Annotated in this window: 24 protein-coding genes; 10 read left to right on the top strand and 14 right to left on the bottom strand. The window is 73.8% G+C overall.

The annotated features are described in order from the left end of the window. Positions 1 to 40 precede the first annotated feature (40 nt). The 6 genes from ACI792_RS05950 to ACI792_RS05925 form a co-directional block, all read right to left on the bottom strand. Positions 41 to 1,066, bottom strand: a complete 1,026-nt coding sequence (locus tag ACI792_RS05950; RefSeq protein WP_456601778.1) for an NAD-dependent epimerase/dehydratase family protein — start codon at positions 1,064 to 1,066, stop codon at positions 41 to 43. Beyond that, entirely contained in the window at positions 1,063 to 3,651 is a 2,589-nt protein-coding gene (locus ACI792_RS05945) for an alpha/beta fold hydrolase (protein ID WP_456601777.1), read from the bottom strand. The genes ACI792_RS05950 and ACI792_RS05945 overlap by 4 nt, the downstream gene beginning before the upstream one ends. Then, positions 3,648 to 4,673: a 3-oxoacyl-ACP synthase III gene (locus ACI792_RS05940; protein ID WP_456601776.1), complete on the bottom strand. Its 1,026-nt coding sequence runs from the start codon at positions 4,671 to 4,673 to the stop codon at positions 3,648 to 3,650. Before ACI792_RS05940 ends, ACI792_RS05945 begins: the two co-directional genes overlap by 4 nt. Before the next feature lie 199 nt (positions 4,674 to 4,872). Then, entirely contained in the window at positions 4,873 to 5,709 is an 837-nt protein-coding gene (locus tag ACI792_RS05935; protein ID WP_456582000.1) for an ABC transporter permease, read from the bottom strand. Continuing rightward, positions 5,706 to 6,008 (bottom strand): hypothetical protein, encoded by a 303-nt coding sequence (locus ACI792_RS05930; RefSeq protein WP_456601775.1) that lies wholly within the window; start codon positions 6,006 to 6,008, stop codon positions 5,706 to 5,708. Before ACI792_RS05930 ends, ACI792_RS05935 begins: the two co-directional genes overlap by 4 nt. Then, positions 6,009 to 6,719 carry an ATP-binding cassette domain-containing protein gene (locus tag ACI792_RS05925; RefSeq protein WP_456601774.1) on the bottom strand — a complete coding sequence of 237 codons (711 nt, stop codon included), beginning with the start codon at positions 6,717 to 6,719 and terminating at the stop codon, positions 6,009 to 6,011. A gap of 165 nt (positions 6,720 to 6,884) precedes the next feature. On the opposite strand from ACI792_RS05925, the gene ACI792_RS05920 reads away from it, so the two are divergent. The 6 genes from ACI792_RS05920 (at position 6,885) to ACI792_RS05895 (ending at position 14,034) form a co-directional block, all read left to right on the top strand. Further along, on the top strand, positions 6,885 to 8,459 hold the full coding sequence (locus tag ACI792_RS05920; protein ID WP_456601773.1) for a cryptochrome/photolyase family protein: 1,575 nt from the start codon (positions 6,885 to 6,887) through the stop codon (positions 8,457 to 8,459). A 189-nt stretch (positions 8,460 to 8,648) separates the two neighbouring features. After that, positions 8,649 to 10,928: a xanthine dehydrogenase family protein molybdopterin-binding subunit gene (locus tag ACI792_RS05915; RefSeq protein ID WP_456601772.1), complete on the top strand. Its 2,280-nt coding sequence runs from the start codon at positions 8,649 to 8,651 to the stop codon at positions 10,926 to 10,928. Beyond that, positions 10,928 to 11,431 carry a (2Fe-2S)-binding protein gene (locus ACI792_RS05910; RefSeq protein ID WP_456601771.1) on the top strand — a complete coding sequence of 168 codons (504 nt, stop codon included), beginning with the start codon at positions 10,928 to 10,930 and terminating at the stop codon, positions 11,429 to 11,431. The genes ACI792_RS05915 and ACI792_RS05910 overlap by 1 nt, the downstream gene beginning before the upstream one ends. Continuing rightward, positions 11,428 to 12,240: an FAD binding domain-containing protein gene (locus tag ACI792_RS05905; protein ID WP_456601770.1), complete on the top strand. Its 813-nt coding sequence runs from the start codon at positions 11,428 to 11,430 to the stop codon at positions 12,238 to 12,240. The genes ACI792_RS05910 and ACI792_RS05905 overlap by 4 nt, the downstream gene beginning before the upstream one ends. Positions 12,241 to 12,298: 58 nt before the next feature. Next, on the top strand, positions 12,299 to 13,240 hold the full coding sequence (locus ACI792_RS05900) for an NAD(P)H-binding protein (protein ID WP_456601769.1): 942 nt from the start codon (positions 12,299 to 12,301) through the stop codon (positions 13,238 to 13,240). Next, on the top strand, positions 13,237 to 14,034 hold the full coding sequence (locus tag ACI792_RS05895) for a CPBP family intramembrane glutamic endopeptidase (protein WP_456601768.1): 798 nt from the start codon (positions 13,237 to 13,239) through the stop codon (positions 14,032 to 14,034). Before ACI792_RS05900 ends, ACI792_RS05895 begins: the two co-directional genes overlap by 4 nt. Here ACI792_RS05895 and ACI792_RS05890 read toward each other — a convergent pair. Then, on the bottom strand, positions 13,975 to 14,349 hold the full coding sequence (locus tag ACI792_RS05890; RefSeq protein ID WP_456601767.1) for a DUF6578 domain-containing protein: 375 nt from the start codon (positions 14,347 to 14,349) through the stop codon (positions 13,975 to 13,977). The genes ACI792_RS05895 and ACI792_RS05890 overlap by 60 nt on opposite strands. Before the next feature lie 188 nt (positions 14,350 to 14,537). Between ACI792_RS05890 and ACI792_RS05885 the strand changes: the two genes are divergently transcribed. The 4 genes from ACI792_RS05885 to dhaM are packed head-to-tail and all read left to right on the top strand — an operon-like array spanning position 14,538 to position 17,774. After that, positions 14,538 to 15,668 carry a TerC family protein gene (locus ACI792_RS05885; protein WP_456601766.1) on the top strand — a complete coding sequence of 377 codons (1,131 nt, stop codon included), beginning with the start codon at positions 14,538 to 14,540 and terminating at the stop codon, positions 15,666 to 15,668. Between the two features lie 53 nt (positions 15,669 to 15,721). Continuing rightward, positions 15,722 to 16,723 carry a dihydroxyacetone kinase subunit DhaK gene (gene dhaK, locus ACI792_RS05880; protein ID WP_456601765.1) on the top strand — a complete coding sequence of 334 codons (1,002 nt, stop codon included), beginning with the start codon at positions 15,722 to 15,724 and terminating at the stop codon, positions 16,721 to 16,723. A 2-nt stretch (positions 16,724 to 16,725) separates the two neighbouring features. Further along, on the top strand, positions 16,726 to 17,358 hold the full coding sequence (gene dhaL / locus ACI792_RS05875) for a dihydroxyacetone kinase subunit DhaL (protein WP_456601764.1): 633 nt from the start codon (positions 16,726 to 16,728) through the stop codon (positions 17,356 to 17,358). Between the two features lie 2 nt (positions 17,359 to 17,360). Continuing rightward, the gene (gene dhaM / locus ACI792_RS05870; RefSeq protein WP_456601763.1) at positions 17,361 to 17,774 is read left to right on the top strand and encodes a dihydroxyacetone kinase phosphoryl donor subunit DhaM; all 414 of its coding nucleotides are present in this window, start codon (positions 17,361 to 17,363) and stop codon (positions 17,772 to 17,774) included. 105 nt (positions 17,775 to 17,879) lie between these two features. Here dhaM and ACI792_RS05865 read toward each other — a convergent pair whose 3' ends face one another. The 7 genes from ACI792_RS05865 to ACI792_RS05835 form a co-directional block, all read right to left on the bottom strand. After that, positions 17,880 to 19,175: an acyl-CoA dehydrogenase family protein gene (locus ACI792_RS05865; protein WP_456601762.1), complete on the bottom strand. Its 1,296-nt coding sequence runs from the start codon at positions 19,173 to 19,175 to the stop codon at positions 17,880 to 17,882. A 136-nt stretch (positions 19,176 to 19,311) separates the two neighbouring features. After that, entirely contained in the window at positions 19,312 to 20,763 is a 1,452-nt protein-coding gene (locus ACI792_RS05860; protein WP_456601761.1) for an NAD-dependent succinate-semialdehyde dehydrogenase, read from the bottom strand. 202 nt (positions 20,764 to 20,965) lie between these two features. Beyond that, positions 20,966 to 21,706: a LuxR C-terminal-related transcriptional regulator gene (locus ACI792_RS05855; protein WP_456601760.1), complete on the bottom strand. Its 741-nt coding sequence runs from the start codon at positions 21,704 to 21,706 to the stop codon at positions 20,966 to 20,968. Between the two features lie 102 nt (positions 21,707 to 21,808). Then, positions 21,809 to 22,174, bottom strand: coding sequence for a peroxiredoxin (locus tag ACI792_RS05850; RefSeq protein ID WP_456601759.1), 366 nt, complete (start codon positions 22,172 to 22,174; stop codon positions 21,809 to 21,811). Between the two features lie 186 nt (positions 22,175 to 22,360). Continuing rightward, the gene (locus tag ACI792_RS05845; RefSeq protein WP_456601758.1) at positions 22,361 to 23,116 is read right to left on the bottom strand and encodes a succinate dehydrogenase/fumarate reductase iron-sulfur subunit; all 756 of its coding nucleotides are present in this window, start codon (positions 23,114 to 23,116) and stop codon (positions 22,361 to 22,363) included. Continuing rightward, entirely contained in the window at positions 23,113 to 24,912 is a 1,800-nt protein-coding gene (locus tag ACI792_RS05840) for a fumarate reductase/succinate dehydrogenase flavoprotein subunit (protein ID WP_456601757.1), read from the bottom strand. Before ACI792_RS05840 ends, ACI792_RS05845 begins: the two co-directional genes overlap by 4 nt. Then, positions 24,912 to 25,685, bottom strand: coding sequence for a hypothetical protein (locus ACI792_RS05835; protein ID WP_456601756.1), 774 nt, complete (start codon positions 25,683 to 25,685; stop codon positions 24,912 to 24,914). Before ACI792_RS05835 ends, ACI792_RS05840 begins: the two co-directional genes overlap by 1 nt. Positions 25,686 to 25,718 lie beyond the last annotated feature (33 nt).

Below are 25,718 nucleotides of genomic sequence, written 5' to 3'. Positions count from 1 at the left end.
CCCCCGGCGCCCTGCCGATCGGCGACCGGGAGGGACCGCTCTACCCGGGCGCCACTGCCGGCGGGGCGCTGCGGACGGCCCCGCGGTCCGCAGCCGGGCTCGCTGCCCGGTACCAGGCCGTCAGGCGGGCGAACCCCTCGTCGAGGCACACCTCCGGCCGCCAGCCCAGCGCGCTCCGGGTCCGCCGCTGGTCGAACCAGTGCGCCGTCGTCAGCTGCTCGGTGAGGAACCGGGTGAGCGGTGGGGTCGAGCGCCGTCCGGTCGCCGACCAGATCCCCTCAACCACGGCGCCCGCCAGCCAGGCGGCGTGGGCCGGGACCCGGCCCCGTGGTGGAGCCACGCCGGCCGCCGAGCACAGCCGATGGAGGATCTCGGCCACCGGGCGCGGTTCGCCGTTGGAGACCACCAGCGCCTCACCGTGCACGGGCCCGCAGGCGTCCACCGCAGCCACGAGGGCGGCTGCGGCGTTGTCCACGTAGGTGGTGTCGATCAGGGCGGCGCCCGAGCCGATCAGCGGGAGGCGGCCGGCGCCGGCCCGCGCGACGATCCGCGCGACGAGCTGCTCGTCGCCCGGCCCCCACACCAGGTGCGGGCGCAGCACGAGCACGGCGAGGTCGGCCGAGTCCGCGTCCAGCGCGACCTGCTCGGCCACCGCCTTGGAGCGCGAGTAGGAGCCCCGGGCCCCCGCCGGGTCGGCGGGGCCGGCGCCGGCCCCGAACAGGGGCGACCCGGCGTGCGAGACCGACGGGGAGGACACGTGCACGAGCCGCCCGACCCCCTCCGCGGCGCAGGCGGCGACGACGTTCGTCGTCCCCTGGACGTTGGCCCGCGCGTACTCGTCCCACGTGCCCGTGACGTCCACCTTGGCCGCGAGGTGGACGACGGCGTCCTGCCCCGCGACGGCGCGCGCCACCGCGGAGGGGTCGGCGACGTCCCCGAGCACCTCGGTGCAGGGCAGGCCGGCGGCACGGCGCTGCAGGACCGTCACCTCGTCCCCCCGCGCCAGCAGGCGCTGGGTGGTCACCCGGCCGAGCATGCCGCTCGCGCCGGTGACGAGCACCCTCACGGTCTCCTGCTCGGCCGGGCGGCCCACCGGACCGGGGTGCCGGAGAGGACCCGGGTCGCCCGGCGGGCCAGCTCGGCCCGGTCCACCTTCGACTGGTGCCGGATGTCGACCGGCAGCGCGCCGGCCACGAGCACGGCGCCGAGGTCGATCCCGGCCGCGTCGCGCACCGCCCCCGCGAGCTCGGCCGGCGCCACGGTGAGCCGGCCGGCGCCCGGCAGCCGGCGCCGGGCGCGGCTCGGGGGCACGACGACGGCCACGGCGACCTGGGCGCCTCCCGGGCCGACGCCGACGACCGCCGCGGCGGAGACGGCGGGCAGCTCCTCGATGCGGAGCTCCGGGCCGACCGGGGTGATCGGGCCCTCCGCGGTCGTGACGACGTGCGCCAGCCGGCCCTCGATCCAGAGCCGTCCCTCGGCGTCCAGGTGCCCCACGTCCCCGGTGCGGTGCCAGCCCGGGTCGCGGGCGGCGGCCCGCTCGGTGGCCCAGAGCGCGTCGTAGCGGTCCTTCACGTGCGGGGCGCGGACGCAGACCTCGCCGGGGACGTCGGGGGAGCCCGTGAGCGGTCCGTCGGCGCGGCCGAGGGGGGAGAGCGGGCTGATCCGCACCTCGACTCCGGGCACCGGCCGGCCGACGCAGACGCCGTTCCCCGCACCGGCGGCCTCGATCTCGTCCAGGGAGACGTCGGTGACGGGCAGCGCCTCGGTCATGCCGTACGGCGTGTGCGGCTCGGCCGCCGGGAAGGTCTCGCGGAGAGCCCGCAGCAGGGGCGTGGACACGGGCGCCCCCGCCGACATGAGCAGCCGGATGCGGCGCAGCGCAGACCGCTGCTGCTCGGTCAGCTCCGCGGAGGTGGCCGCGACGCGGCGCAGGGCGGCCGGCGCCGCGAACACCACGGTCGCGTCCACCACGGCCGCGGCGTCCGCCAGCTTGGCGGCGGTGAGGGTGGCGGGCGCCGTGACGTCGATGTCGGGGACGGACGAGGCGATCCCGAGGCCCGGTCCGAGGACGGAGAACGGCGCGAACGCGGCCACCAGCGAGTCGCCCGGCGTGAGCCGGTACGCCGTCCGGACCAGCTCCAGCTGCGCACCGACCTGGCGCTGGGTGTAGACCACGCCCTTGGCCGGGCCGGTGGCCCCGGACGTGAAGACGACCGCGCAGTCCGCGTCCAGCGGCGCCTCCGCCGGCGCGGGCGACATCCGGCCCAGCGCCTCCAGCGAGGCCAGGTCGTGGCCGGCGCCGAGCGCCCGGCGGAGCCGCGCCGGCGCCCGGCCGGCCAGGATCCGCGCCCCGGGCAGGCCCATCGCCTGCGCGGCGGCCAGCCCGGCGGTGCTGCCGAGGACGTGGTCCGGTGCCGCGCCGCGGAGCGCGCGCCGCATGCCCCGGAGGCCGAGGCCCTTGTCGGCGACGACGATGACCGCTCCGGCGCGCCAGGTCGCGTAGACCGCCGCCGTCAGGTCCGCCGAAGGCTCCAGCAGCAGCGCCACCCGGTCCCCCGGACCGACGCCGGCCGCTGCCAGGCCGGCGGCGAGGTCGGCGACCCGGCGGGCCAGCCGCGCCCAGCTGACGGCACCCCCGCCGGCCGCCACGACCGCCGGGGAGTCGTCGTCCGCGCGGGCGGCCAGGGCGGCCCAGGGCCGGGCCGGCTCGGGTGCTCCGCCCGGGTCCGGGGCCGGTGCCCTCGGGGCTCCGAACGTGTCGGTCACCCACGTGGCCACCGCCTCGGCGTACTGCGGAGCGTCCTCGGGGAGGAGGTGGGAGGCGCCCTCGTAGCGGTGCACGACCGCTCGCGGCAGCCGCTCGCGCAGGTCCGCCAGGTACTTCTCGCCGAAGACCGGGTCCCGGGGCCCCCACAGGAGGAGCGCCGGGACGTCCAGCGTGCGGATCCCCTCGGCGATCGCCTCCTGCGCCGGGCGGGAGACGTGGCCCGGCGCGAAGGGGATGTCCGCGACGAACTCGCCCACGGCCCGGCGCCGCTCGGCCGAGCGGTAGGGCTGCGCGTACGCCCGGCGGATCTCCCGGGGCAGCGGAGGCCGCGACAGCGCCGTCGTCCCGCGGACGAACACCGAGCTGGCCTGGGTCACGGCGGAGCGCAGGACGGGTGCGTGCGCCAGCCGGATCAGCGCGGGCCCGAGGTCGCCCTCCGGCATGGCGACGGCGGTGTTCGTGAGGACCACGCCGCGCACGTCCTGCCGGTGCTCGAGTGCCCAGCCGAGCGAGATGATGCCGCCCCAGTCGTGGGCCACCGTCACGACCGGGCCGCGGACGCCCAGCTCGGCGGTGAGCCCGCCCAGGTCGGCCACCCGCTGGGTCAGGGTCCGCGGTGCGGCGGGGCGGTCGGACCAGCCCATGCCGAGCTGGTCCGGGGCGACGACACGCCACCCCGGCGGGGCGGCGGCGACGAGGCGGCGCCACAGGTAGGACCAGGTCGGGTTGCCGTGGACGCAGAGCAGGGTCCCGACCGGGTCGGTCACGCCGTTGTCCAGGACGTGCCAGCGCTGCTTCTCGCCGTCCCCGCCGGTCACGGTGACCCACCGCGACCAGGACGGGTCCAGCCCCGGCAGCTCGACCGGCGAGCCCGCCGTCACCAGGCGATCTCGAGGCAGCAGGCGTTCAGGCCGGAGCCGATCCCCATCAGCAGCACGCGGTCGCCGTCGGCGAGGCCGTCCACCTCGCCCGCGAGGGTGAACGGCACCGACGCGGGGCCGAGGTTGCCGCGGGTCGGGAAGGTCGTCGGCACCCGCGCCCGGTCGATGCCGAACCGGTCGCACAGCGCCCCGGTGTGGACCTTGGAGACCTGGTGGATGACGTAGCGGTCCATCCCTGCCGCCCAGTCGAACTCGGTCCCGGCGTCCGCCCAGAGCTCCCCGGACAGGGCCAGGCCGGCGTCGAGCAGACCCTTGAGGTCGGTCTGCATCCCGTCGTTGTCGCCGGTGCACAGCCCGTGGTGCTGGGTGGCGGCCCGGCTGACCGACCCGACCAGCCGGTGACCCTCGGGGTGCTCGTCGGCCCGGCCGAGGACCATGGCCACGGCACCGGAGCCGAGTGTCAGCGTGGCGAAGTGCCCCATCACGTCCTTCGCGACGGTGTCGGGGCGGTTGAGCAGGTCGATGGTGCGCTCCTGGACGGGCCGCGAGTCCTCGCCGTTGACCACCAGGGCGTACTGGACCATCCCGACGTCGATCATCGCGGCGGCCAGCTCCATGCCGTTGATGAAGCCCAGGCAGGCGTTGGTCACGTCGAAGTTCTGGCAGGAGCTCGGCAGGCCGAGGGCGTCGTGCACCGCCACGGCCGTGGACGGCTCGAGGTGCTTCCGGCTGACCGACGTGTTGACCATCAGGCCGATGTGGGCCGGGTCCACGCCGCTCTCGCTGATCGCCTTCGCGCCCGCGGTGGCGGCGCCGTCGACGAACGAGGCGCCGTCGGCCCACCAGCGGCGTTCCCGGATGCCCGCGAGCCGCTCCAGCAGCCCGGGGCGCAGCCCGACCCGCTGGTAGGTGTCACCCAGCTGCTCGTCCAGCGCGGCCGACGTGATGATCTGGGGCGCGTCCGCCGTCTGCACGGCGAGGATCGCGGTGTTGCTGAATCGATGTGTGGCGTTGCCGGTCATCAGGTCCACTCGTGAGGTGCGGCGGGCGGCCGCCGTCCTCGTGCGCCACCCTCGTCGGGCGCGCTTACCCCGCAGGGCGGCGCGTACACAGCGCCATCATGCCGACCAGGGCGGAGGTGGCACCCGGGGGGAGGGCGGACGGCGGGCGGACGCACCCCCGGCGGCCCGCGATCACCCCGGAACGCCCCGGGGGTCGCCGTCAGCTCCGGCGGTACCGGGCGATGGCCAGGGGCGCGAAGACGACCAGGACGAGCGCCATCGACAGCGCCGCCCACGCCAGGTCGGGCATCAGCTCGAACGGCTCCCCGAGCGCCAGGGCGCGCACCGTGTCCGTGACCAGGGTGATCGGGTTCACCGTGACGAAAGCCTGCAGCCAGCCCGGCATCGACTCCACGGGCACGAAGATCGAGGAGGCGAACACCAGCGGGAAGATGATGGGGAAGGACGCGGCCTGCACGGTCTCGGGGCTCCTGAGCGTCAGGCCCAGGAAGGCCCCGACCCACGAGAAGACGAAGCCCCACAGCAGCAGCACGAGCACGGCGAGCACCGCACCGACCGCGCCGTTGGTGAATCGGAAACCGACCAGGTAGCCGACCGCGACCATGACGGCGATGACGACGGTGTTGCGCACGAGGTCGGCGCCGGTGCGCCCGGCCAGCACGGCGGCCCGCGAGATGGGCATGGACTTGAGCCGGTCGATCAGGCCTCGGGACACGTCCTCGGACAGCCCGATCCCGGTCTGGATCGCCCCGAAGGTGATGGTCTGCACGAAGATGCCGGTGAGCAGGTAGTTGACGTAGTCGATCGGCCCTGGGACGGCGATGGCGCCTCCGAAGACGTAGCGGAACAGCAGGATGAAGATCACCGGCTGGACCGTCGCGAAGACCAGCAGCTGCGGCTGGCGCGCGGCGGTCCGGAGGTTCCGGCGGGTCATCGCCCAGCTGTCCCGCAGGGCCCACGTCAGGGAGACGCCCTCCCCGTCGTCCGCTGCCGCCGTTCCGCTCGCGCGGTGCCGGCCGGCGTCGGTCGTGGTCATCGCGTGCCCGCCTCCACCTGCGGTCCTGCTGCCGCGGGATCTCCCTCGGGCGTCTCGTCGGGAGCCGCCCGGCCGGTCAGGGTGAGGAAGACGTCGTCGAGGCTCGGGCGGCGCAGGGAGATCTCCTCGATCGGCACACCGGCGTCGCCGAGAGCCGCTGCCACCCGGACGACGAACGGCCCGCCGTCCGGGGCGCCGAGCGTCAGCGTCCCCGGCTCCGGCTCGCTGACCCCCTCGGCATCGGTCAGGGACGTCAGCACCCGCCGGGCGTCGTCGCCGCACACCCGCGGGACGCGCACCTAAAGCACCTGCCCGCCCACCTGGGTCTTGAGCTCGTCCGCGGTCCCCTCGGCGATGACCCGGCCGTGGTCGATGACGGCGATGCGGTCGGCGAGCCGATCGGCCTCGTCGAGGTACTGGGTCGTCAGCAGGAGGCTGGTGCCGCCGCCGACCAGGTCCTCGATCACCTCCCACAGCGCCAGCCGGCTGCGCGGGTCCAGCCCCGTCGTCGGCTCGTCGAGGAAGAGCACCTCCGGCCGGTTGACCAGGCTCGCCGCCAGGTCCAGCCGCCGCCGCATGCCGCCGGAGTAGGTGCGGGCGACGCGGTCGGCGGCGTCCACGAGGTCGAACCGCTCGAGCAGTTCGTCGGCACGGGCGGCGGCCTCGCGGCGGAGCCGGTACAGCTCGCCGAAGAGGCGGAGGTTCTCCCGGCCGGTGAGGTTCTCGTCGACCGCGGCGTACTGGCCGGCCAGCCCGATGCGCCGCCGGACCCGGCGCGGATGGGCCACCACGTCCTCGCCCAGGACCGTCGCCCGCCCGGCGTCCGGCCGCAGCAGCGTGGTCAGAACCCGCACGGAGGTCGTCTTGCCCGAGCCGTTGGGTCCCAGCAGGCCGAGGACGGTGCCGCGGGCGACGCGGAAGCTCATGCCGTCCAGCGCGCGGGTGCGCCCGAAGGCGACCCGCAGGTCCTCGACGACGACGGCGTCGTCCTGTCCCGCTCCGCTCGACACTCCCGCGATGGTCCCATGACCGGGCCCGCGCGCACCTCGGGACGAGCGCGTCCTGCGGGCCGGCGTCCGCGGCGGTGAGGGGTCGAGAGCCTCCGTGACCGCGGCACCGCGACGAGTAGCGCTCGGACCGCCGGTCGCCTCACGATGTCCGCGGAGGTGGAGCCGGTGGCGGCGAGCGCGGACGGTCGCGGGGGAGGGGCGGACGGGCGCGGCGACCCGGCCCTGGCCGACTTCCCGGTCCGGGCACCGGCGACGCGGCGCTGGTGCTTCGCCGACCAGCTCGGCCCGCACTTCCTCGACGGGCCGCAGCAGCCCGTCCTGCTCGTCGAGGCCCGATCGGTCTTCGCCCGCCGGCGGTTCCACCGCCAGAAGGCGCACCTGGTGCTCTCGGCCCTCCGGCACCGCGCCGCCGAGCTCGGTGATCGCGCCGAGTTCCACCAGGTCGGCACCTACGCCGAGGCCCTCGACCGGGTCGGGGAGCCGCTGAGCGTCTGCGCGCCCACCTCGTGGCGCAGCCGCGACTTCGTCCTGGCCCGGCCGGGCGTGGAGGTGCTCGCCGCGCGCGGGTTCGTGAGCTCCCAGGCCGAGTTCGCGGCCTGGGCCGACGGGCGGGGGCGGCAGCGGCTGCTCATGGAGGACTTCTACCGCGACGCCCGGCGGCGGCACGACGTCCTCATGGACGGCGCCCGCCCGGTCGGTGGCCGGTGGAACCTCGACGAGGAGAACCGGCAGCCGCCCCCGGCCGACGGCCGCTCACCGGCGCCGGAGCCGTGGTGGCCGGAGGAGGACGAGATCGACGAGGAGGTGCGCGCGGACCTCGACCGCTGGGAGTCCGCCGGCGACGTCTCCTTCGTCGGTGACGACGGTCCGCGGCTGTTCCCGGCGACCCGGCGGGAGGCGCTGCACCGGCTGGAGGACTTCCTGGAGAACCGGCTGGGCGCCTTCGGCCCGCACGAGGACGCGATGCTCGCCGGCGAGCGGTGGCTGGCCCACTCGCTGCTCTCGCCGGCGCTGAACCTGGGGCTCCTGGACCCTGCCGACGTCGTCACCCGGGCCGAGCGGTGCTACCGCGACTCGGTGGCCGCCGGGGACCCGCTGCCGCTGAACAGCGTGGAGGGCTTCGTCCGGCAGGTCATGGGGTGGCGCGACTACATCTGGCACATGTACTGGCACCTCGGGCGCGACTTCCGGCGAGCCAACGTCCTGGGGGCGCACGCGGAGGTGCCGTCCTGGCTGGCCGGCCTGGACGCCGCCGCCGTCCAGGCCGCGTGCCTCTCCGACGTGCTGGGCGACCTGCGCCGGGACGGCTGGGTGCACCACATCCCGCGGCTGATGGTGCTCGGCAACTACGCGCTGCAGCGGGGCATCGACCCCTCGGCGATGACCGACTGGTTCCACGAGAGCTTCGTCGACGGCTACGAGTGGGTGATGGTCGCCAACGTCGTCGGCATGAGCCAGCACGCCGACGGCGGGGTGCTCGCCACCAAGCCCTACGCCTCCGGCGGCGCCTACATCGACCGGATGAGCGACTACTGCGGCGGCTGCCGGTACGACCCGAAGAAGCGGCTCGGGGAGGACGCCTGCCCCTACACCGCGGGCTACTGGACCTTCCTGGAGCGCACGCGCGACCGGCTGTCGGGGAACCACCGCATGCGCCGGCCGCTGCAGGGCCTCGACCGGCTGAAGGACCTCGAGGCCGTGGTCGAGCAGGAGCGGCACCGAGGCACGGAACCGCCGTAGTCGGAGGCCGCGGTGGCACCGGCCGGCCGCCGGGAGGGACGGCGTGGCAGACCGCTCGTCGTGCGGCCGGCTCGCCCGACTGCTCGGGGTCGTTCCCCCCGGTCCGGACTCCACCGGCCGGGACGATGTGTGGCCGCCGTCACAGCGTCTGGTTGAGTGTGCTCGTTGGCGACGACGGGAGGCTGGCGCATGAGCATTCTGGGGACCCGGGTGGTCCGCACCGAGGATCCGCTCTTCCTCACCCGGGGCGCGATCTACACCGACGACCTCGTCGACGAGCGCCTCGCCGGAGCCCTGCACGCCACGTTCGTGCGGTCCACCGTCGCGCACGGCCGGTTGCTGTCGGTCGACAGCTCCGCGGCCCTGGAGGCGCCCGGTGTGGTGGCGGTCGTGACGGCGCAGGACGTCGCCGACCTCATCCCGCTGCCACCGCCGTTCCCCTTCGTCAATCCGGCCATGACGCGCCCGTGGCTCGCGTCCGACCGCGTCCGGTTCGTCGGCGACCCGATCGCCGTCGTCCTCACCGAGGAGCGGTACCAGGGGGAGGACGCCGCCGAGCTCGTCGTGGTCGACATCGACCCCCTGCCCGCGGTGATCGGCACGGCCGAGGCGGCCAAGGACGAGGTGCTGCTCTTCCCCGAGGCGGGCACCAACGTGATGGCCGCCTTCGGCGGACCGGCGCCCGCGGATCTGTTCGACGGCTGCGAGGTCGTCGTCACCCAGCCGATGGTCAACCAGCGGGTGGCCCCGGTGCCGCTGGAGACCCGGGCCGCCGCGGCCGCCTGGGGGGAGGACGGCCGGCTCACCGTTTGGTGCACCAACCAGGGCGCCCAGCAGGCCCGCGGGCAGTTCGGTGACTGGCTCGAGATGGACCCTGACCTGATCCACCTCATCACCCCCGACGTCGGCGGCGGGTTCGGGGCCAAGATCGGTGCCGACCCGGAGTACGCCCTCGTCGCCTGGATGGCCCGGCACGTCGGCCGGCCCGTCCGCTGGTCGGAGAGCCGGTCGGAGAACCTGATCGGCATGCTGCACGGCAGGGCCCAGGACCAGGTGGTCACCATCGGTGGGCGCCGGGACGGGACCATCGAGGCCTACAGCCTGGTGGCGGACCAGGACTGCGGCGCCTACCCGCGGATCGGCACGGCCCTCCCCAGGTTCACCCTGCTGATGGCCCCGGGGGTCTACGGCTTCCCGCGGGTCCACGCCCAGGCGCGGGCCCTGGCGACCACCACGACGTCCATCGGCGCCTACCGGGGCGCCGGGCGGCCCGAGGCGACGTCGGCCCTGGAGCGGGCGGTCGACCGGTTCGCCACGGAGATCGGGATGGACCCCGCCGAGGTGCGCCGGAAGAACCTGCTGCCGGCGTTCGACGAGCCGCACACCACGCCGACGGGCGCCACCTACGACAACGGCGACTACGTCGGGGCCCTGGACAAGGCGCTGGCGGCCGCCGGCTACGCCGAGCTGCGGGCCGAGCAGGCCCGGCGGCGCGAGCGCGGCGACGTGCGCCAGCTCGGTATCGGGATGTCGGTCTACGTGGAGATCACCGGGGCCGACAACGGTGCCGGCACGGGGGAGGCCGCCGCGCTCGAGGTCCACGAGGACGGCACGGCCACGGTCCTCACCGGCACCTCGCCGCACGGCCAGGGGCACGCCACCGCGTGGGCCATGATCGCCGGCGACCAGCTCGGCATCCCGCTCGAGAAGATCACCGTGGTGCACGGCGACACCGACCGGGTGCCGCAGGGCGGCGGCACCATGGGGTCCCGCAGCCTGCAGCAGGGCGGGGCGGCGGTGCACCAGGCAGCCGGTGAGCTGATCGAGCTGGCCCGGGCGCGGGCCGCGCAGAAGCTGGAGGTCGACCCCGCGGACCTCGTCGTCGACCTGGGCCTGGCCGGCCTCGCCGTCCGGGGCGCCCCGGGAGCGGCGGTCACCTTCGCCGAGCTGGCCGCCGACGAGCAGCTGCTGGTGCAGACCAGGTTCACCGCCGCCGCCCCGACGTTCCCCTTCGGAGCCCATGTGGTGGTCGTCGAGGTGGACGTCGAGAGCGGCAAGGCCGAGGTCACGAGGCTGATCGCCGTGGACGACGCCGGCACGATCCTCAACCCGCTGCTCGCGGAGGGCCAGCGCCACGGCGGCTACGCCCAGGGGGTCGCCCAGGCGCTGCTGGAGGAGGTGCTCTACGACGAGGACGGCAACCCGACCACCTCCACGCTGGCCGACTACCCGTTCATCTCCGCCACCGAGCTGCCCAGCTTCGAGCTGGTCGACATGGCCACCCCGACGCCGATGAACCCGCTGGGAGCCAAGGGCATCGGCGAGGCGGGAACCATCGGCGCCACCCCGGCGGTGCAGAACGCCGTCATCGACGCCGTGTCCCATCTGGGCGTCCGGCACATCGACATGCCCACCACCCCCATGCGGGTGTTCCGGGCGATCCAGCAGGCGCAGCAGGGAGGCAGCTGATGCAGGTCTCGATCACGGTCAACGGCACGCAGCGCACCGACGAGGTCGAGCCGCGGTTGCTGCTCGCCCACTACCTCCGCGAGACCTGCGGCCTGACCGCCACCAACATCGGCTGCGACACCACGTCCTGCGGTGCCTGCACCGTCATGGTCGACGGGCTGTCCGTGAAGAGCTGCACCGTGCTGGCCGCCCAGACCGACGGGGCGCAGGTCACGACCCTGGAGGGGCTGGCCGGTCCGGACGGCGAGCTCCACCCCGTGCAGGCGGCGTTCCGGGCCGAGCACGGGCTGCAGTGCGGCTTCTGCACCTCGGGAATGGTGATGGCCGCCGTCGGCGTGCTGGCCGACAACCCCGACCCGACTGACCGGGAGGTCCGGGAGGGGCTGGAGGGCAACCTCTGCCGCTGCACCGGCTACCACAACATCGTCCGCGCCGTCCGAGCGGCGGCACAGGCCGGTCCGGCCGCCGGCCAGGTCCCCAAGGCGCAGGAGGTGCAGGCATGATCCCGTCGCCGTTCGACTACGTGCGGGTGCGCTCGGTCGAGGAGGCGCTGGCGGCCCTCGCCGAGCACGGTGAGGACGCGAAGCTGCTCGCCGGCGGCCACTCGCTGCTGCCCATCATGAAGCTGCGGCTCGCCGTGCCGAGCGTGCTGATCGACATCGGCGGGATCGCCGACCTGTCCTACGTCCGGGTCGAGGGCGACGAGGTGGCGATCGGTGCGTGCACCCGCCACCACGAGCTCGAGCGCGACGACGTCGCCCGTGCCGAGGTGCCGATCCTGCCGCACGTGGCCGGCCGGGTGGGCGACCCGCAGGTCCGGCACCGCGGCACGATCGGGGGCACGACCGCGCACAGCGACCCGGCGTCCGACCTGCCCACCGCCCTGCTCGCCCTCGGCGGGACCGTGGTCCTGCAGGGACCCGGTGGACGCCGCGCGGTCCCGGTGACCGACTTCTGGACCGGCTTCTTCGAGACGGCCATGTCGCCGGACGAGATGGTCGTCGAGCTGCGGGTGCCGCGCACCGGCTCCGCCGGGTGGGGTTACGAGAAATTCACCCGGCGGGAGAACGACTGGCCGATCGTGGCCGCCGCCGCCGTCGACGGACGGGTGGCGCTGGCCAGCATGGCGGGCACGGTGCTCCGCGCGACGGCGACCGAGGAGGCGCTCGCCCGTGGGGCGTCGATCGTCGAGGCCGCCGAGCTCGCCGACCAGGGGACGTCGCCGGGAGCCGACATGCACGCCGACGCCGAGTACCGGCGGCACCTGGCCCGGCTCCTCACCAGGCGCGCCCTCGAGCGGGCCGCCGCCTGAGCCCGCTGCCGGCCGCCTACGGGTCGCGCCCACCGCCCCTCCGGGTGAGGCTGTCCCGGTGAGAATCCTGGTCACCGGCGCGTCGGGGTTCGTGGGCAGCCGGCTGGCCACCGCGCTGGCCGGAGCCGGCCACGACGTCCGGGCGATGACCCGGCGGCCGCAGGGTTACCAGGGCGCCGGTACCCCGGTGGCGGGCGACGTCGGCGACGAGGAGTCGCTGCGGACGGCGCTGGAGGGCTGCGAGGCCGCCTACTACCTGGTGCACTCCCTCGGCGACCGGGACTTCGAGCGGAAGGACGCCGACGCGGCGCGCGCTTTCGCCCGGGCGGCGGCCGCGGCGGGGGTCGCCCGGATCGTCTACCTCGGGGGCCTCGGCCGCGACGACGACCGGCTCTCCCCGCACCTGCGCAGCCGCCGCGAGGTCGAGCGGCTGCTGGGCGGCACCGGCGTGCCGGTCACCGTGCTGCGCGCCGGCATCGTGGTGGGCCACGGCGGGGTCTCCTGGGAGATGACCCGCCAGCTCGTCGCCCACCTGCCCGGCATGGTCACGCCCCGGTGGGTCAGCACGCGGACGCAGCCGATCGCGGTGGCCGACGTCGTCCGGTACCTGGTCGGCGTCCTGGAGGCTCCCGGGACGGAGGGGCGGGTGTTCGAGGTGGGCGGCCCGGAGGTGCTCACCTACCTGCAGATGCTCACCCGGGTCGCCGACATCCAGAACCGGCACCTGTTCGTCGTCCCGGTGCCGCTGCTCAGCCCGCAGCTCTCCTCGCGCTGGCTGGCCCTCGTCACCGACGTGGACGTCGCCACGGGCCGGTCGCTCATCGACTCGATGACCATCGAGGTGGTCGTCACCGACGACGCCATCCGGTCCGTCGTCCCGTTCGAGCCGATGGACTACGACGAGATGGTGCTCACCGCGCTCATCGAGCGGGCGCGGGAACGCCGGCAGCAGGTGGGGGAGCGGCGCGGCGGGTGGCTGAGCCGCGGAGCGCGGCGGTGAGCAGCCGCGGGCCCCTGCGGGACAGGGTGCTCCGGGCTGCCCACCCGCTGCTGCGGAGCGTGCCGCGGGACCACCGGGAGAGCGACGCGGCCTTCCGGCGACGCCGGCGGGTCACCGGCGCCGTCGCGGTTGCCGGCGCCTCGCTGCTGGGGGTGTCCCTGTCGACGCCGCCGGGCTCGCCGCGGTTCTACGGGTTGACCCTCGGGGTCGCCGGTACGTGGGTGGTCGGGGGGCTGGCGTCCGGGCCGCTGCACCTGGGGCGGATGTTCGGGCCGGGCGACCGGCTGCGCCGGCCGGTGCTCACGCCCGTCGCCTCGGGGGTGGGCGCCTTCGGGGCGTTCTACGCCGCGGCGCTGGTGGCCCGGCGGATCCCCGTCCTGGAGCGCGCCATCGGGTCGGTGCTCCGCTACGCCGACCAGGGGTCGACCGCGCTCGTGGCGACGACGACGCTGGCCAACGGTGTCGCGGAGGAGGTGTTCTTCCGCGGCGCCCTCTACGCGGCCGCGGGGGCCCGGCGGCCGGTGGTCGTCTCGACCGCCGTGTACGGGCTGGCCACGACGGCCACCCGCAACCCGGCGCTCGTGCTGGCCAGCGTCCCGATGGGGCTGCTGTTCGCGCAGCAGCGCCGGATCACCGGAGGCATCCAGGCGCCGGTGCTCACCCACGTCGTGTGGTCGGCGCTCATGCTCCGCTACCTGCCGCCGCTGTTCGCCGACCGGCTCGCCGAGGAGCGGTCACCGGCGCCCGGGGAGGACGACGGCGACCGTCACGAGGAACTCCGAGCCCGCGGGTGAGACCACCTCACCGGTCCACGGGTCCTCCAGGTGGCCGTCGTCCTCCTCGCCGAAGCCCCGCAGCGCCTGGCCGCTCGGCACGCGGAGGACCGCCTGCGCCGGCCCGCCGCCCCGGACCACCCGGATCTCGGTCACCCGCCCCCGGACGCGCTCGTCGGCCGGGACGTCGAGCCCGCCGTGGTGGCTCACGACGAGGCGCATCCGGCCGTCCGGCCCCTCGTGGCGGATGCAGCGGAGGTCCACCAGCTGGCCCCGCTCGATGGCATCGCCGCAGCACTCGTGCTCCCAGCCACCCACCTCCACGACGACGTCCACGGCGGCAACCTATGCCCAGCCGGCAGCGGACCCGCACGTCATGTTTCGGTCCGGTGACGACGGGCGGACCCCGGGATGGGTCCGGCTGCGGTGGGTAGGCCGTGGCGGGCGTCCTAACGGCGGTGCCGCCGCGCACCCGCCTCTTCCTGTCGCCGGACGCGCGAGGACACGGCAGAACGGAGCGGAGCATGACGGCGACCTCGCCGGATCACGAGGTGTTCGCGGCACTCCCGGAGGCGCCGGTGTCGGCGCTGCAGACGATCGGGACGCCGTTCCTCTGGACCGTGACCCTCCTCGCCGTCGTCCTCCTGCTGGCGCTGGACTTCGTGATCACCCGCCGGCCGCACGCCGTGTCGATGCGGGAGGCGGTCGGCTGGTCGATCTTCTACGTCGCGCTGCCCCTGGCCTTCGCCGTCTTCGTGTGGCTCCAGTACGGCTCCCAGACGGGCCTGGAGTACCTGACCGGGTACCTGGTCGAGAAGTCGCTGTCGGTGGACAACCTGTTCGTCTTCATGCTCCTGCTCTCGGCTTTCGCCGTGCCGGCGGAGCTGCAGCAGCGGGTGCTGCTCTTCGGCATCGTCGGCGCCCTGGTCCTCCGAGGGATCTTCATCGCGCTCGGCGCGGCCGTGCTGGCGAACTTCAGCTGGGCGTTCCTGCTGTTCGGCGGGATCCTGCTGGTCACCGCGGTGAAGGTGCTGCGCGACCAGCGCTCGGGTCACGGCAACGAGGTCGACATCTCCTCGATGCGGACGGTCAAGCTGATCCGCCGCTTCATGCCGGTCACCGACGAGTACCACGGTCCCCGGCTGTTCGTGCGGGAGGCCGGCCGCCGCGCGGCGACCCCCATGGCGCTGGTGGTGCTGGCGGTCCTCGCCACGGACGTCGTCTTCGCCGTCGACTCGGTGCCCGCCGTGTACGGCATCACCAGCGACCCGTACCTGGTGTTCGCCACGAACGCCTTCGCGCTCCTCGGGCTGCGCGCGCTCTACTTCGTCCTCGCCGGTGCGCTCAGCAAGCTGGTGCACCTGGGCTACGGCCTGGCCGCGATCCTCGCGTTCATCGGCACCAAGCTGGTCCTCCACTGGGCGCACGGGGTGTGGCCGGGTGTCCCGGAGATCCCGACCCTCCTGTCGCTGGGGGTGATCGTGGGGATCCTCGCGCTGGTCACCGCCACCAGCCTCCACGCCACCCGCGGCGACCTGCGTGGTGAGGAGCACCCGGAGCACCAGACCGGGCACGTGAGCCACCCGGGAGCGGCCCCCGCGTCGCGTCCGGCGCGCCGCCCGTACGACGATGCGGACCGGCCCCCGTTGCCCTGAGACGTGGCTCACTTCTACCGTGCGCTGGCCACCTCTCGATCAGGAGCCGCGCGATGAAGAAGCTCATCAACGACCCGGCAGACGTCGTCGACGACGCGCTGCGCGGCATGGCCGCAGCCCACCCGGAGCTGCGGATCGACCCCGAGCACCGCGTCGTCTTCCGCGGCGACGCCCCGGTGCGGGACAAGGTCGGGTTGGTCTCCGGAGGTGGCTCCGGCCACGAGCCGATGCACGGCGGTTTCGTGGGCCTCGGCATGCTCGACGCCGCGTGCGCCGGTGAGGTGTTCACCTCGCCGGTGCCGGACCAGATGGTCGCGGCGACCCAGAGGGTCGATGCCGGCGCCGGCGTGCTGCACATCGTGAAGAACTACACCGGCGACGTCATCAACTTCGAGATGGCCGCGGAGCTGGTGGCCGCCGAGTCCGGCACCGAGGTGGTCGCCGTGGTCACCGACGACGACGTCGCCGTCACGGACAGCCTCTACACCGCCGGCCGCCGCGGGGTGGGCGTCACCGTGCTGGTGGAGAAGCTGGCCGGTGCCGCCGCCGAGCAGGGCCGCCCGCTGGCGGAGGTGGCCGAGGTGGCCCGCCGGGTCAACGGGCAGGGCCGCAGCATCGGCATGGCGCTCACCTCCTGCACCGTCCCGGCCGCCGGCAAGCCCACCTTCGACCTGCCCGCGGGGGAGATGGAGCTGGGCATCGGCATCCACGGGGAGCCCGGCCGCCGCCGGGTACCGGTGGCCCCGGCCCGCGAGGTCGCCGAGATGCTGCTGGAGCCGGTGCTCGCCGACCTGGACTTCACCGGCGGGGACGGGGTGCTCGCCTTCGTCAACGGGATGGGCGGCACGCCGCTGATCGAGCTCTACGTGGTCTACGCGGAGGTGCAGGCCGTGCTGGCCGAGGCCGGGGTGACGGTGGCCCGTTCGCTGGTCGGCTCCTACATGACCAGCCTGGAGATGGCCGGCTGCTCGGTGACCCTGCTGAAGGTCGACGACGAGCTGATCCGGCTCTGGGACGCGCCGGTGAACACCCCCGCCCTGCGGTGGGGGGTCTGAGCGTGGCCGACCCCGTGGACGTGGACGCGCTCGCGGCGTGGGTGCGCGAGTACGCCCGCGCCGTCACCGAGCACCGGGACGAGCTGACCGAGCTCGACTCGGCCATCGGCGACGCCGACCACGGCACGAACATGCACCGCGGGATGACCGCGGCCGTCGCCGCCCTCGACGCGACCCCGCCCGCCGACGGCGCGGCGCTGCTGAAGACGGTCGCGATGACCATGATCAGCAAGGTCGGGGGCACCAGCGGCCCGCTGTACGGGACGCTCTTCCTCCGGATGTCCGGCGCCCTGGTCGACGGCTCACCGGCCGCGTTCGCCGCCGCGTTCCGGGCCGGGGTCGACGGCGTCGTCGCACGCGGGAAGGCCGAGCTGCAGGACAAGACGATGGTGGACGCCCTGGTGCCGGCGGCCGAGGCCCTCACCGAGGCCGTCGGCGCCGGGCAGGACCTGGGCGCCGCCCTGCGCGCGGCCGCGGACGCCGCGGCGGCGGGGCGCGACGCGGTCACGCCGCTGGTCGCCCGCAAGGGCCGGGCGAGCTACCTGGGCGAACGCAGCGCGGGTCACGTCGACCCGGGAGCCGCCTCGGCGGTCCTGCTGGTCGAGGCCGCCGCGACCACCCTGGCGAGGAGCTGACCGTGGCGGCGGTGGGGATAGTCGTCGTCTCGCACAGCCGGCCGCTGGCCGAGGCCGCGGTCGAGCTGGCCCGGCAGATGCTGCCGAACTCGACCGTGGCGATCGAGGTGGCCGCCGGCACCGACGACGGCGGGTTGGGCACCGACGCGGTCGCCGTCTCCGCGGCGATCGCGGCCGCCGACACCGGCGACGGCGTGGTGGTGCTGATGGATCTGGGCAGCGCCGTCATGTCGGCCGAGACGGCGCTGGAGCTGCTGGACGACGACGTCCGGGCGCGGGTGGTGCTCAGCGCGGCGCCGCTGGTCGAGGGCCTGGTCGGTGCGGCCGTGATCGCCGCCGGCGGAGCCGACCGGGACCGGGTGGCCGCCGAGGCGGCGCGCGGGCTCGCACCCAAGGAGGCCCACCTGGGTCGCTGAACCGCTCGGCGGCGGCGGCCGTGCCGTGACCGGTGTGCCGGTGAGTGGGGAGCGCCACGCCGTGGCCGGCTGCCCGGGAGGCTCCGCTCCCGGGCAGCCGCTGGCTCAGGGGCCGGCGAAGACGCCGTGGCCGCGGGACTCGGCGCGACCGGGGGCGGGCTCCCCGTAGCGACCTGCCTCGTTGCGGGCGACGACGAAGTGGTGCACCTCGTCGGGCCCGTCGGCCAGGCGCAGGGTGCGCTGGCTGGTGTACATGTCGGCCAGCGGCGTCCACTGCGACACCCCGGTGGCGCCGTGGATCTGGATGGCCTGGTCGATGATCTGGCAGACCTTCTCCGGCACCATCGCCTTCACCGCCGAGACGTAGACCCGGGCCTGCGAGTTGCCGAGCACGTCCATCGCCTTGGCGGCCTTCAGCACCATGAGCCGGCAGGCATCGAGCTCGATGCGCGCCCGCGACACCGTCTCCATGTTCTTGCCGAGGTCCAGGATGGGCTTGCCGAACGCCTCCCGGAACTTGCCCCGGCGGATCATCAGTTCGAGCGCCTTCTCGCCCTGGCCGATGGCACGCATGCAGTGGTGGATGCGCCCGGGCCCCAGGCGCACCTGGCTGATCTCGAAGCCGCGGCCCTCGCCGAGGAGCATGTTGGAGGCGGGCACGCGCACGTCGGTGAACCGGATGTGCATGTGCCCGTGCGGGGCGTCGTCGCGGCCGAACACGGTCATCGGGCCCAGCACGTCGACGCCCGGCGTGTCCATCGGCACGAGGATCTGCGACTGCTGCATGTGCGCCGGCGCGTCCGGATTCGTCTGGCACATCACGATCATGATCTTGCAGCGGGGGTCGCCGGCGCCGGAGATGTAGTACTTCTCCCCGTCGAGGACGTACTCGTCGCCGTCGCGCACCGCCCGGAGCCGCACGTTCTTGGCGTCGGAACTGGCGACGTCGGGCTCGGTCATGGCGTAGGCGGAGCGGATCTCGCCGTTGAGGAGCGGCTCGAGCCACCGGGCCTTCTGCTCGGGGGTCCCGATGCGCTCGAGGACCTCCATGTTGCCGGTGTCGGGGGCCGAGCAGTTGAGGGACTCGGAGCCGAGCGGGTACTTGCCGAGCTCGACGGCGATGTAGGCGTAGTCGAGGTTGGTCAGCCCGCCGACCTCCGAGTCCGGGAGGAAGAAGTTCCACAGGCCGGCAGCCTTGGCCTTGTCCTTGGCCGCCTCCAGCACCTCGAGCTGCCCCGGCGCGTACGACCACGGGTCGGTGCGTCCCGCGCCGAGCCGGAAGTACTCCTCCTGCATCGGCGCGACCACGTCCTCCAGGAACTGGACGACGCGGTCGTAGAGGGGCCGGGCCTCCTCGCTCATGCGCAGGTCGAACAGCTCCGTTGGCTCAGCGGTCTGCATCAGGTCTCCCTCTCGGCTGGTCCGTGCGGCGGCAGGGGCGTCTCCGCCCGGGGCGAGGCGACGAGCGCGGCACGCGTGGTCCCGGGAGGACGGCACCCGGAGCGTGGCACAGCGGCGGTCGGCCGCTCGAACCGGTTCACACCGAGATGCCGATGAGCTTGGTGTCGAGGTACTCGTCGATGCCCTCGTACCCGCCCTCGCGCCCCAGGCCGCTGGCTTTCACCCCGCCGAACGGGGCGGCTGCGGACGTCGGGTTGATGTCGTTGACGCCGATCATCCCGAAGCGCAGCTTCTCCGTCACCCGGATCGCCGTCGACAGGTCGTTGGTGTAGACGTAGGCCGCCAGGCCGTACTCGGTGTCGTTCGCCCGGGCGATGACCTCGTCCTCGTCGTCGAACGGCGTGACCGCGGCGATGGGCCCGAAGGTCTCCTCGCACGAGATGAGCATGTCCGGCGTGACGTCGGCCAGCAGCGTCGGCGCGAAGAAGGTCGTGCCGTCGAGCCCGTCGACCTGCACCCGCTCCCCACCGGCCACGACCCGGGCGCCCTTGCTGCGGGCGTCGAGCACCTGGGCCTCCATCTTGGCCACGGCGCGATCGTCGATCAGCGGCCCGATCGACACCCCGTCGGCGTCCCCCTTGCCCACGCGCAGCGCCGCGATGCGCTGGTCGAGGGTCGCCACGAACGTGTCGTAGATCGAGCGGTGGACGTAGATGCGGTTGGGGCTGATGCACGCCTGCCCGGTGTTGAGGAACTTCACCAGCGCGGCACCCTTGGCAGCACGCACGGGATCGGCGTCGGGGAAGACGATGAACGGTGCGTGGCCCCCCAGCTCCACAGACACCCGCTTGAGGGTGGCGCCGGCCTTCTGCACCAGCATCTTCCCGACCGCGGTGGAGCCGGTGAACGTCAGTTTCCGGACCACCGGGGACTCCAGGAGCGCGTCCCCGACCTCGGCCGCGCGCGTGGTGGTGATCAGGTTGACCACCCCGGCGGGGAGGCCGGCGTCGGCCAGCAGCTGCACGGTGGCGACGGCGCACAGCGGGGTCTGGTCGGCGGGCTTGAGCACCGACGTGCACCCGGAGGCGATGGCCGGCGCGAGCTTGCGGGTCAGCATGGAGATCGGGTAGTTCCACGGGGTGATGGCGGCGACCACGCCGACCGGTTGGCGCATCGTCACGAACCGCTGATCAGCCCGCGCCGAGGGGATCGTGACGCCGCCGATGCGCTTGGCCTCCTCGGCGAACCACGCCAGGAAGTCCGCCGCGTACGCGACCTCGTTCATCGAGGCCTTGAGCGGCTTGCCCTGTTCCCGCGTCATCAGCGCAGCCAGTTCCTTGCGGCGCTCCCGCATCAGCGCGTCCGCCTCGGCGAGGACGGCCGCGCGCTCGTAGGCCGTCGCGCCCGACCAGCCCGGCAGCGCACGATCGGCGGCGGCGATCGCCGCCTCGGTGTCGGCCCGGCCACCGTCCGCCGCCTGGCCGATGACCTCTCCCGTGGCCGGATCCGTGACGGCGAAGGTCGCACCCCCGTCGGCCGGACGCCACTGCCCGTCGATGTAGATCGTGCGTCCTGCGTCCTTCGTCATGGCGCCTTCCTCACTGACCAGCCGGTTCCGCGGGGCGAGCGGTCGGCGCCCCCCCACGGTGATCGTGTCATCCGCGACGCGGGAGACCTACGACCTCGACGGTCACCGGCGCAGGGTCGACGCCGAGCAGGTTCGCACACGGCCGCGACGGTCCGACCGGCCCGCTCGGTCGCGTTCGAGGCGGCGAGTCGGGAGCTCTTGCTCAGCAGACGGGGTCGATGACGCCGTGGTGGATGGCGAAGCGGGTGGCCCCAGCACGGCTGGTGACCGCGGTCTTCACGTAGATGCGCTCGATGTGCGTCGCCGCGGTCTTGGGTGAGATGCCGAGCAGGTGGGCCACCTGCTTCGCCGATGCGCCGGTGGCGATCAGCGCCAGCACCTGGGTCTCCCGCGCGGTCAGGCCCGCCGGTCCGCACACCCGCCTCGACCTCCGGCTGACCGCGCTGAGCACGATCTCCACGGCGCCACCGTCGAGCCGCCCGGCGCGGGCGTCGGCCCGCAGTTCGGCGGCAGCGGCCGTCGGCGTGCAGCGGTGGCCGCCGTCCTGCCGTGCCGGATCGGTTCTCCGCCGGTAGGCGTCGCCGGCCGCCATGAGGCGGCTGTAGTCGGGGGAGAAGTCCACGAGCTCGCACGGGTCCTCGCCCACGGTCCAGGCGTCGTGGCCCGGGGGGATCACCACGGCATCGCCCTCACCGACCTTGAGGTCGCCGTCCTCCATCACGACCTGCATCCGTCCGGAGACGACGTAGAGCCGGTGGCCGGCCCGGCAGAGATCGGTGCCGACCACCGGTCTGACGTCGTCCGACCACCGCCAGCCGGGTTGCATCACCTCGCGGGTGATCGTGGCCTCCCCGAAGGAGACGTCGGTCAGGGCGGTACGCCCGACGAGGCGTGCCTGGTCCGGGGTCCCGCGATCCAGGGGACGGACACCGTCCTGCCGCACCCCGCCATCGTGACCGGGGAGGCGGGCGGCAGGGAGGGGAGGTGGCGCGCCCTGCTGCCACCGCACGACCCGGCAGCGTGTGCCGCGCGGGACCGTAGCCGCTCAGTAGCTGAACGTCGTGGCGCCGTCGTCCCCGATCCACGCCCACATCGGCACCGTCCCCTGGACCTCGGCGCCGCCGATCAGCGCCGCCTGGTCGAGCCGCTTGGCGTTCAGGCAGACCGGGCAGACGTAGTACCGGCCGCCGGCGACCTCGTAGCGCTTCATGAGGTCGGTCAGCGGCGGGCAACCGTCGCAGGCGACGGCGACGGCGACACCCTCGACGGCGAGCCGGACGGCTTCCTTGGTGAGGAACATCAGGGTCGGCCGCCCGGACTCCGCGGCCCCCACCGCGACGAGGAACGCGACCGTCACCTTCTCGCTGTCCTCCAGCCCGGTGCTCAGGCTGATCACGGCTTTCCCGCTCATGGCCTTCTCCTGTCCGCTCGGGAGCGTCTCGTGGAGCTCGCGCCGCCTGTTCGACGGCATCCCGAACGCTAGGGAGGAGACCGGACCGGGACATCCGGTGTTCTCCCTACGACCGCCCGGCCACGACGTCCTGCCGCAGGGGTGCTGTCCCTCCCGGTTGACCACACCGCGCCGATCGTCGAGGGCTCACTGCGGCGGGCGTCGTCCGATCTTCGACCCCAGCCAGGTGAGCGGGTCGAACCGCCGGTCCACCACCCGCTCCTTCAGCGGGATGATGCCGTTGTCGGTCAGGTGGATGCCCTCCGGGCAGACCTCGCTGCAGCACTTGGTGATGTTGCAGTAGCCGAGGCCGAACTCGTCCTGGGCGGCGTCGCGGCGGTCCCGCTCGTCCAGCGGGTGCATGTCCAGCTCGGCGAGCCGGATGAGGAAGCGGGGCCCGGCGAAGCTCCGCTTGTTCTCCTCGTGGTCGCGGATGACGTGGCAGGTGTCCTGGCAGAGGAAGCACTCGATGCACTTGCGGAACTCCTGCGAGCGTTCGACGTCGACCTGCTGCATCCGGTGGCTGCCGTCCGCCTCGCGCGGCCGGGGCGCGAACGCCGGGATCTGGGCGGCCTTCTCGTAGTTGAAGGACACGTCGGTGACCAGGTCACGGATGACGGGGAACGTCCGCATCGGGGTGACGGTCACCGGCTCGCCCTCGTCGAACGTGCTCATCCGCGTCATGCACATCAGCCGCGGGCGGCCGTTGATCTCGGCGCTGCACGACCCGCACTTGCCGGCCTTGCAGTTCCACCGGACGGCGAGGTCACCGGCCTGGGTGGCCTGCAGCCGGTGGATGACGTCGAGGACCACCTCGCCCTCGTTCACCGCCACCGTGAACGTCTGGAGGTCACCGCCGGCGGCGTCCCCCCGCCACACCCGGAAGGTCGCGTCGTAGCTCATGCCGGGACCTCCTCGAAGATCTCGGCGAGCTCGGAGGGCATCTGCGGGAGCGGCTGCCGGGTGAGCGCCACCGAGCCGTCGGGTGCCCGCGAGCAGACGAGGTTGGTCGTCGCCCACTCGGCGTCGGCGGCCGGGAAGTCGTCCCGGGTGTGCCCGCCCCGGCTCTCCTGCCGTTCGAGCGCGGCCCGCGCGATGCACTCGCTGACGACGAGCATGTGCGGCAGGTCGAGCGCGAGGTGCCAGCCCGGGTTGTACTGCCGGTGCCCCTCGACCGACAGGTTCGCCACCCGGTCCTTGAGCGCCGCGATGCGCTCCAGCGCCTGCTCCATCTCGGGCGCCGTACGGATGATCCCGACCAGGTCGTGCATCGTCTGCTGCAGGTCGTGCTGCACCGTGTACGGGTTTTCGCCGCCCTCCCGGTCGAACGGGGCGAGCGCCGCTCGCGCGGCGTCGGTCAGCACCTCGTCCGGCAGCTCGCTCCGGTCCGCGCGGCGGTGGGCGTGCTCCGCGGCGGCCGCCCCGGCGCGCCGGCCGAACACCAGCAGGTCCGAGAGCGAGTTGCCGCCCAGCCGGTTCGACCCGTGCATGCCCCCGGCGACCTCACCGGCCGCGAAGAGCCCCGGGACGCGCGCGGCCTCCGTGTCCGGGTCCACCTCGACACCGCCCATGACGTAGTGGCAGGTCGGCCCCACCTCCATCGCCTCGGCGGTGATGTCGACCTCGGCGAGCTCCTTGAACTGGTGGTACATCGAGGGCAGCCGCTTGCGGATGTACTCGGCCGACCGCCGCGAGGCGATGTCGAGGTAGACGCCGCCGTGCGGCGTGCCGCGCCCGGCCTTGACCTCGCTGTTGATGGCACGGGCCACCTCGTCGCGCGGGAGGAGTTCGGGCGGGCGCCGGTTGTTCTTCTTGTCCTCGTACCAGCGGTCGGCCTCCTCCTCGGTCTCCGCCGTCTCCTTGCGGAAGAAGTCCGGGATGTAGTCGAACATGAAGCGGTTGCCGGCGGAGTTCTTCAGGACGCCGCCGTCCCCCCGCACGCTCTCGGTCACGAGGATCCCGCGTACCGACGGCGGCCAGACCATGCCGGTCGGGTGGAACTGGACGAACTCCATGTTCACGAGCGTCGCGCCGGCCTGCAGCGCCAGCGAGTGACCGTCGCCGGTGTACTCCCACGAGTTCGACGTCACCTTGTAGCTCTTGCCGATCCCGCCGGTGGCGAGCACCACCGACGGCGCCTGCCAGGCGACGAACCGCCCGGACTCCCGCCAGTACCCGAACGCGCCGGTGATGCCGTTGTCGTCGGTGAGGAGCCGGGTGACCGTGCACTCCATGTAGACGTCGATGCCCAGCGCCACGGTGCGCTGCTGCAGGGTGCGGATGAGCTCGAGCCCGGTGCGGTCGCCGACGTGGGCCAGGCGGGCGTAGCGGTGACCGCCGAAATCCCGCTGGCTGATGAGCCCGTCCGGCGTGCGGTCGAACAGCGCGCCCCAGTCCTCCAGCTCGCGGACCCGGTCGGGGGCCTCCTGCGCGTGCAGCTGCGCCATCCGCCAGTGGTTGAGCATCTTCCCGCCGCGCATGGTGTCGCGGAAGTGCACCCGCCAGTTGTCCTCCGGGTAGAGGTTCGCCATGGCCGCGGCGATCCCGCCCTCGGCCATGACCGTGTGCGCCTTCCCCAGCAGGGACTTGCAGACGACGGCGGTCCGCGCGCCGGACCCGTGGGCCTCGATGGCGGCCCGCAGACCCGCACCCCCCGCCCCGACGACGACGACGTCGTACTCGTGCTGCTCCAGCTCCATCAGAAGAACCTCACGTCCGTGATCGTGCCGGTGGCCAGCAGGAAGACGTAGAAGTCGGCGAAGGCGACGGTGAACAGCGAGATCCAGGCGTACTGCATGTGGCGCGCGTTGAGCTTCGACACCAGGCCCCACGCCTTGTACCGCAACGGGTGCTTCGAGAAGGAGTTCAGCCGTCCACCCACGATGTGCCGGCAGGAGTGGCACGAGAGCGAGTACAGGAACAGCATCACCGCGTTGACCAGCAGGATCAGCGTGCCCAGGCCCATGTGGCCCCACTCGCCGGTCTCGTCCTGGAACCCGCGGAAGGCCTCGTAGAAGAGGATGAGGTTGAACAGCAGCGCCGCGTAGAGGAAGTACCGGTGCACGTTCTGCCCGATCAGCGGGAACCGCGTCTCACCGGTGTACCTGCGGTGCGGTTCGGCGACCGCGCACGCCGGCGGGGACAGCCAGAACGACCGGTAGTAGGCCTTCCGGTAGTAGTAGCAGGTCAGCCGGATGCCCAACGGCAGGACGAGGATGTAGAGGGCCGGGGAGATCCAGGCCGGCCCGGTGAAGAGCTCCGGGAAGCTGTCGCCCTCGCACCGGGTGGTGACGCACGGCGAGTAGAACGGCGAGATGTAGGGCGAGGCGTAGTAGTACGCGTTCTGGAAGGCACGGAACGTCGAGTACGCGATGAACAGCACCAGGACCACGACGGTGATCAGCGGCTGCAGCCACCACCGGTCGGTGCGCAAGGTCCGCTCGGCGATCGCGGCACGACGCGGTGCCGGCATCCCGTTCCCGTGCCCCGGGGACACGGCCCCGGA

The sequence above is a fragment of the Blastococcus sp. SYSU DS0669 genome (assembly GCF_054050895.1).
Note: the sequence above shows the minus strand (reverse complement) of the source record. Positions and strands in the feature narration are given on the sequence as shown.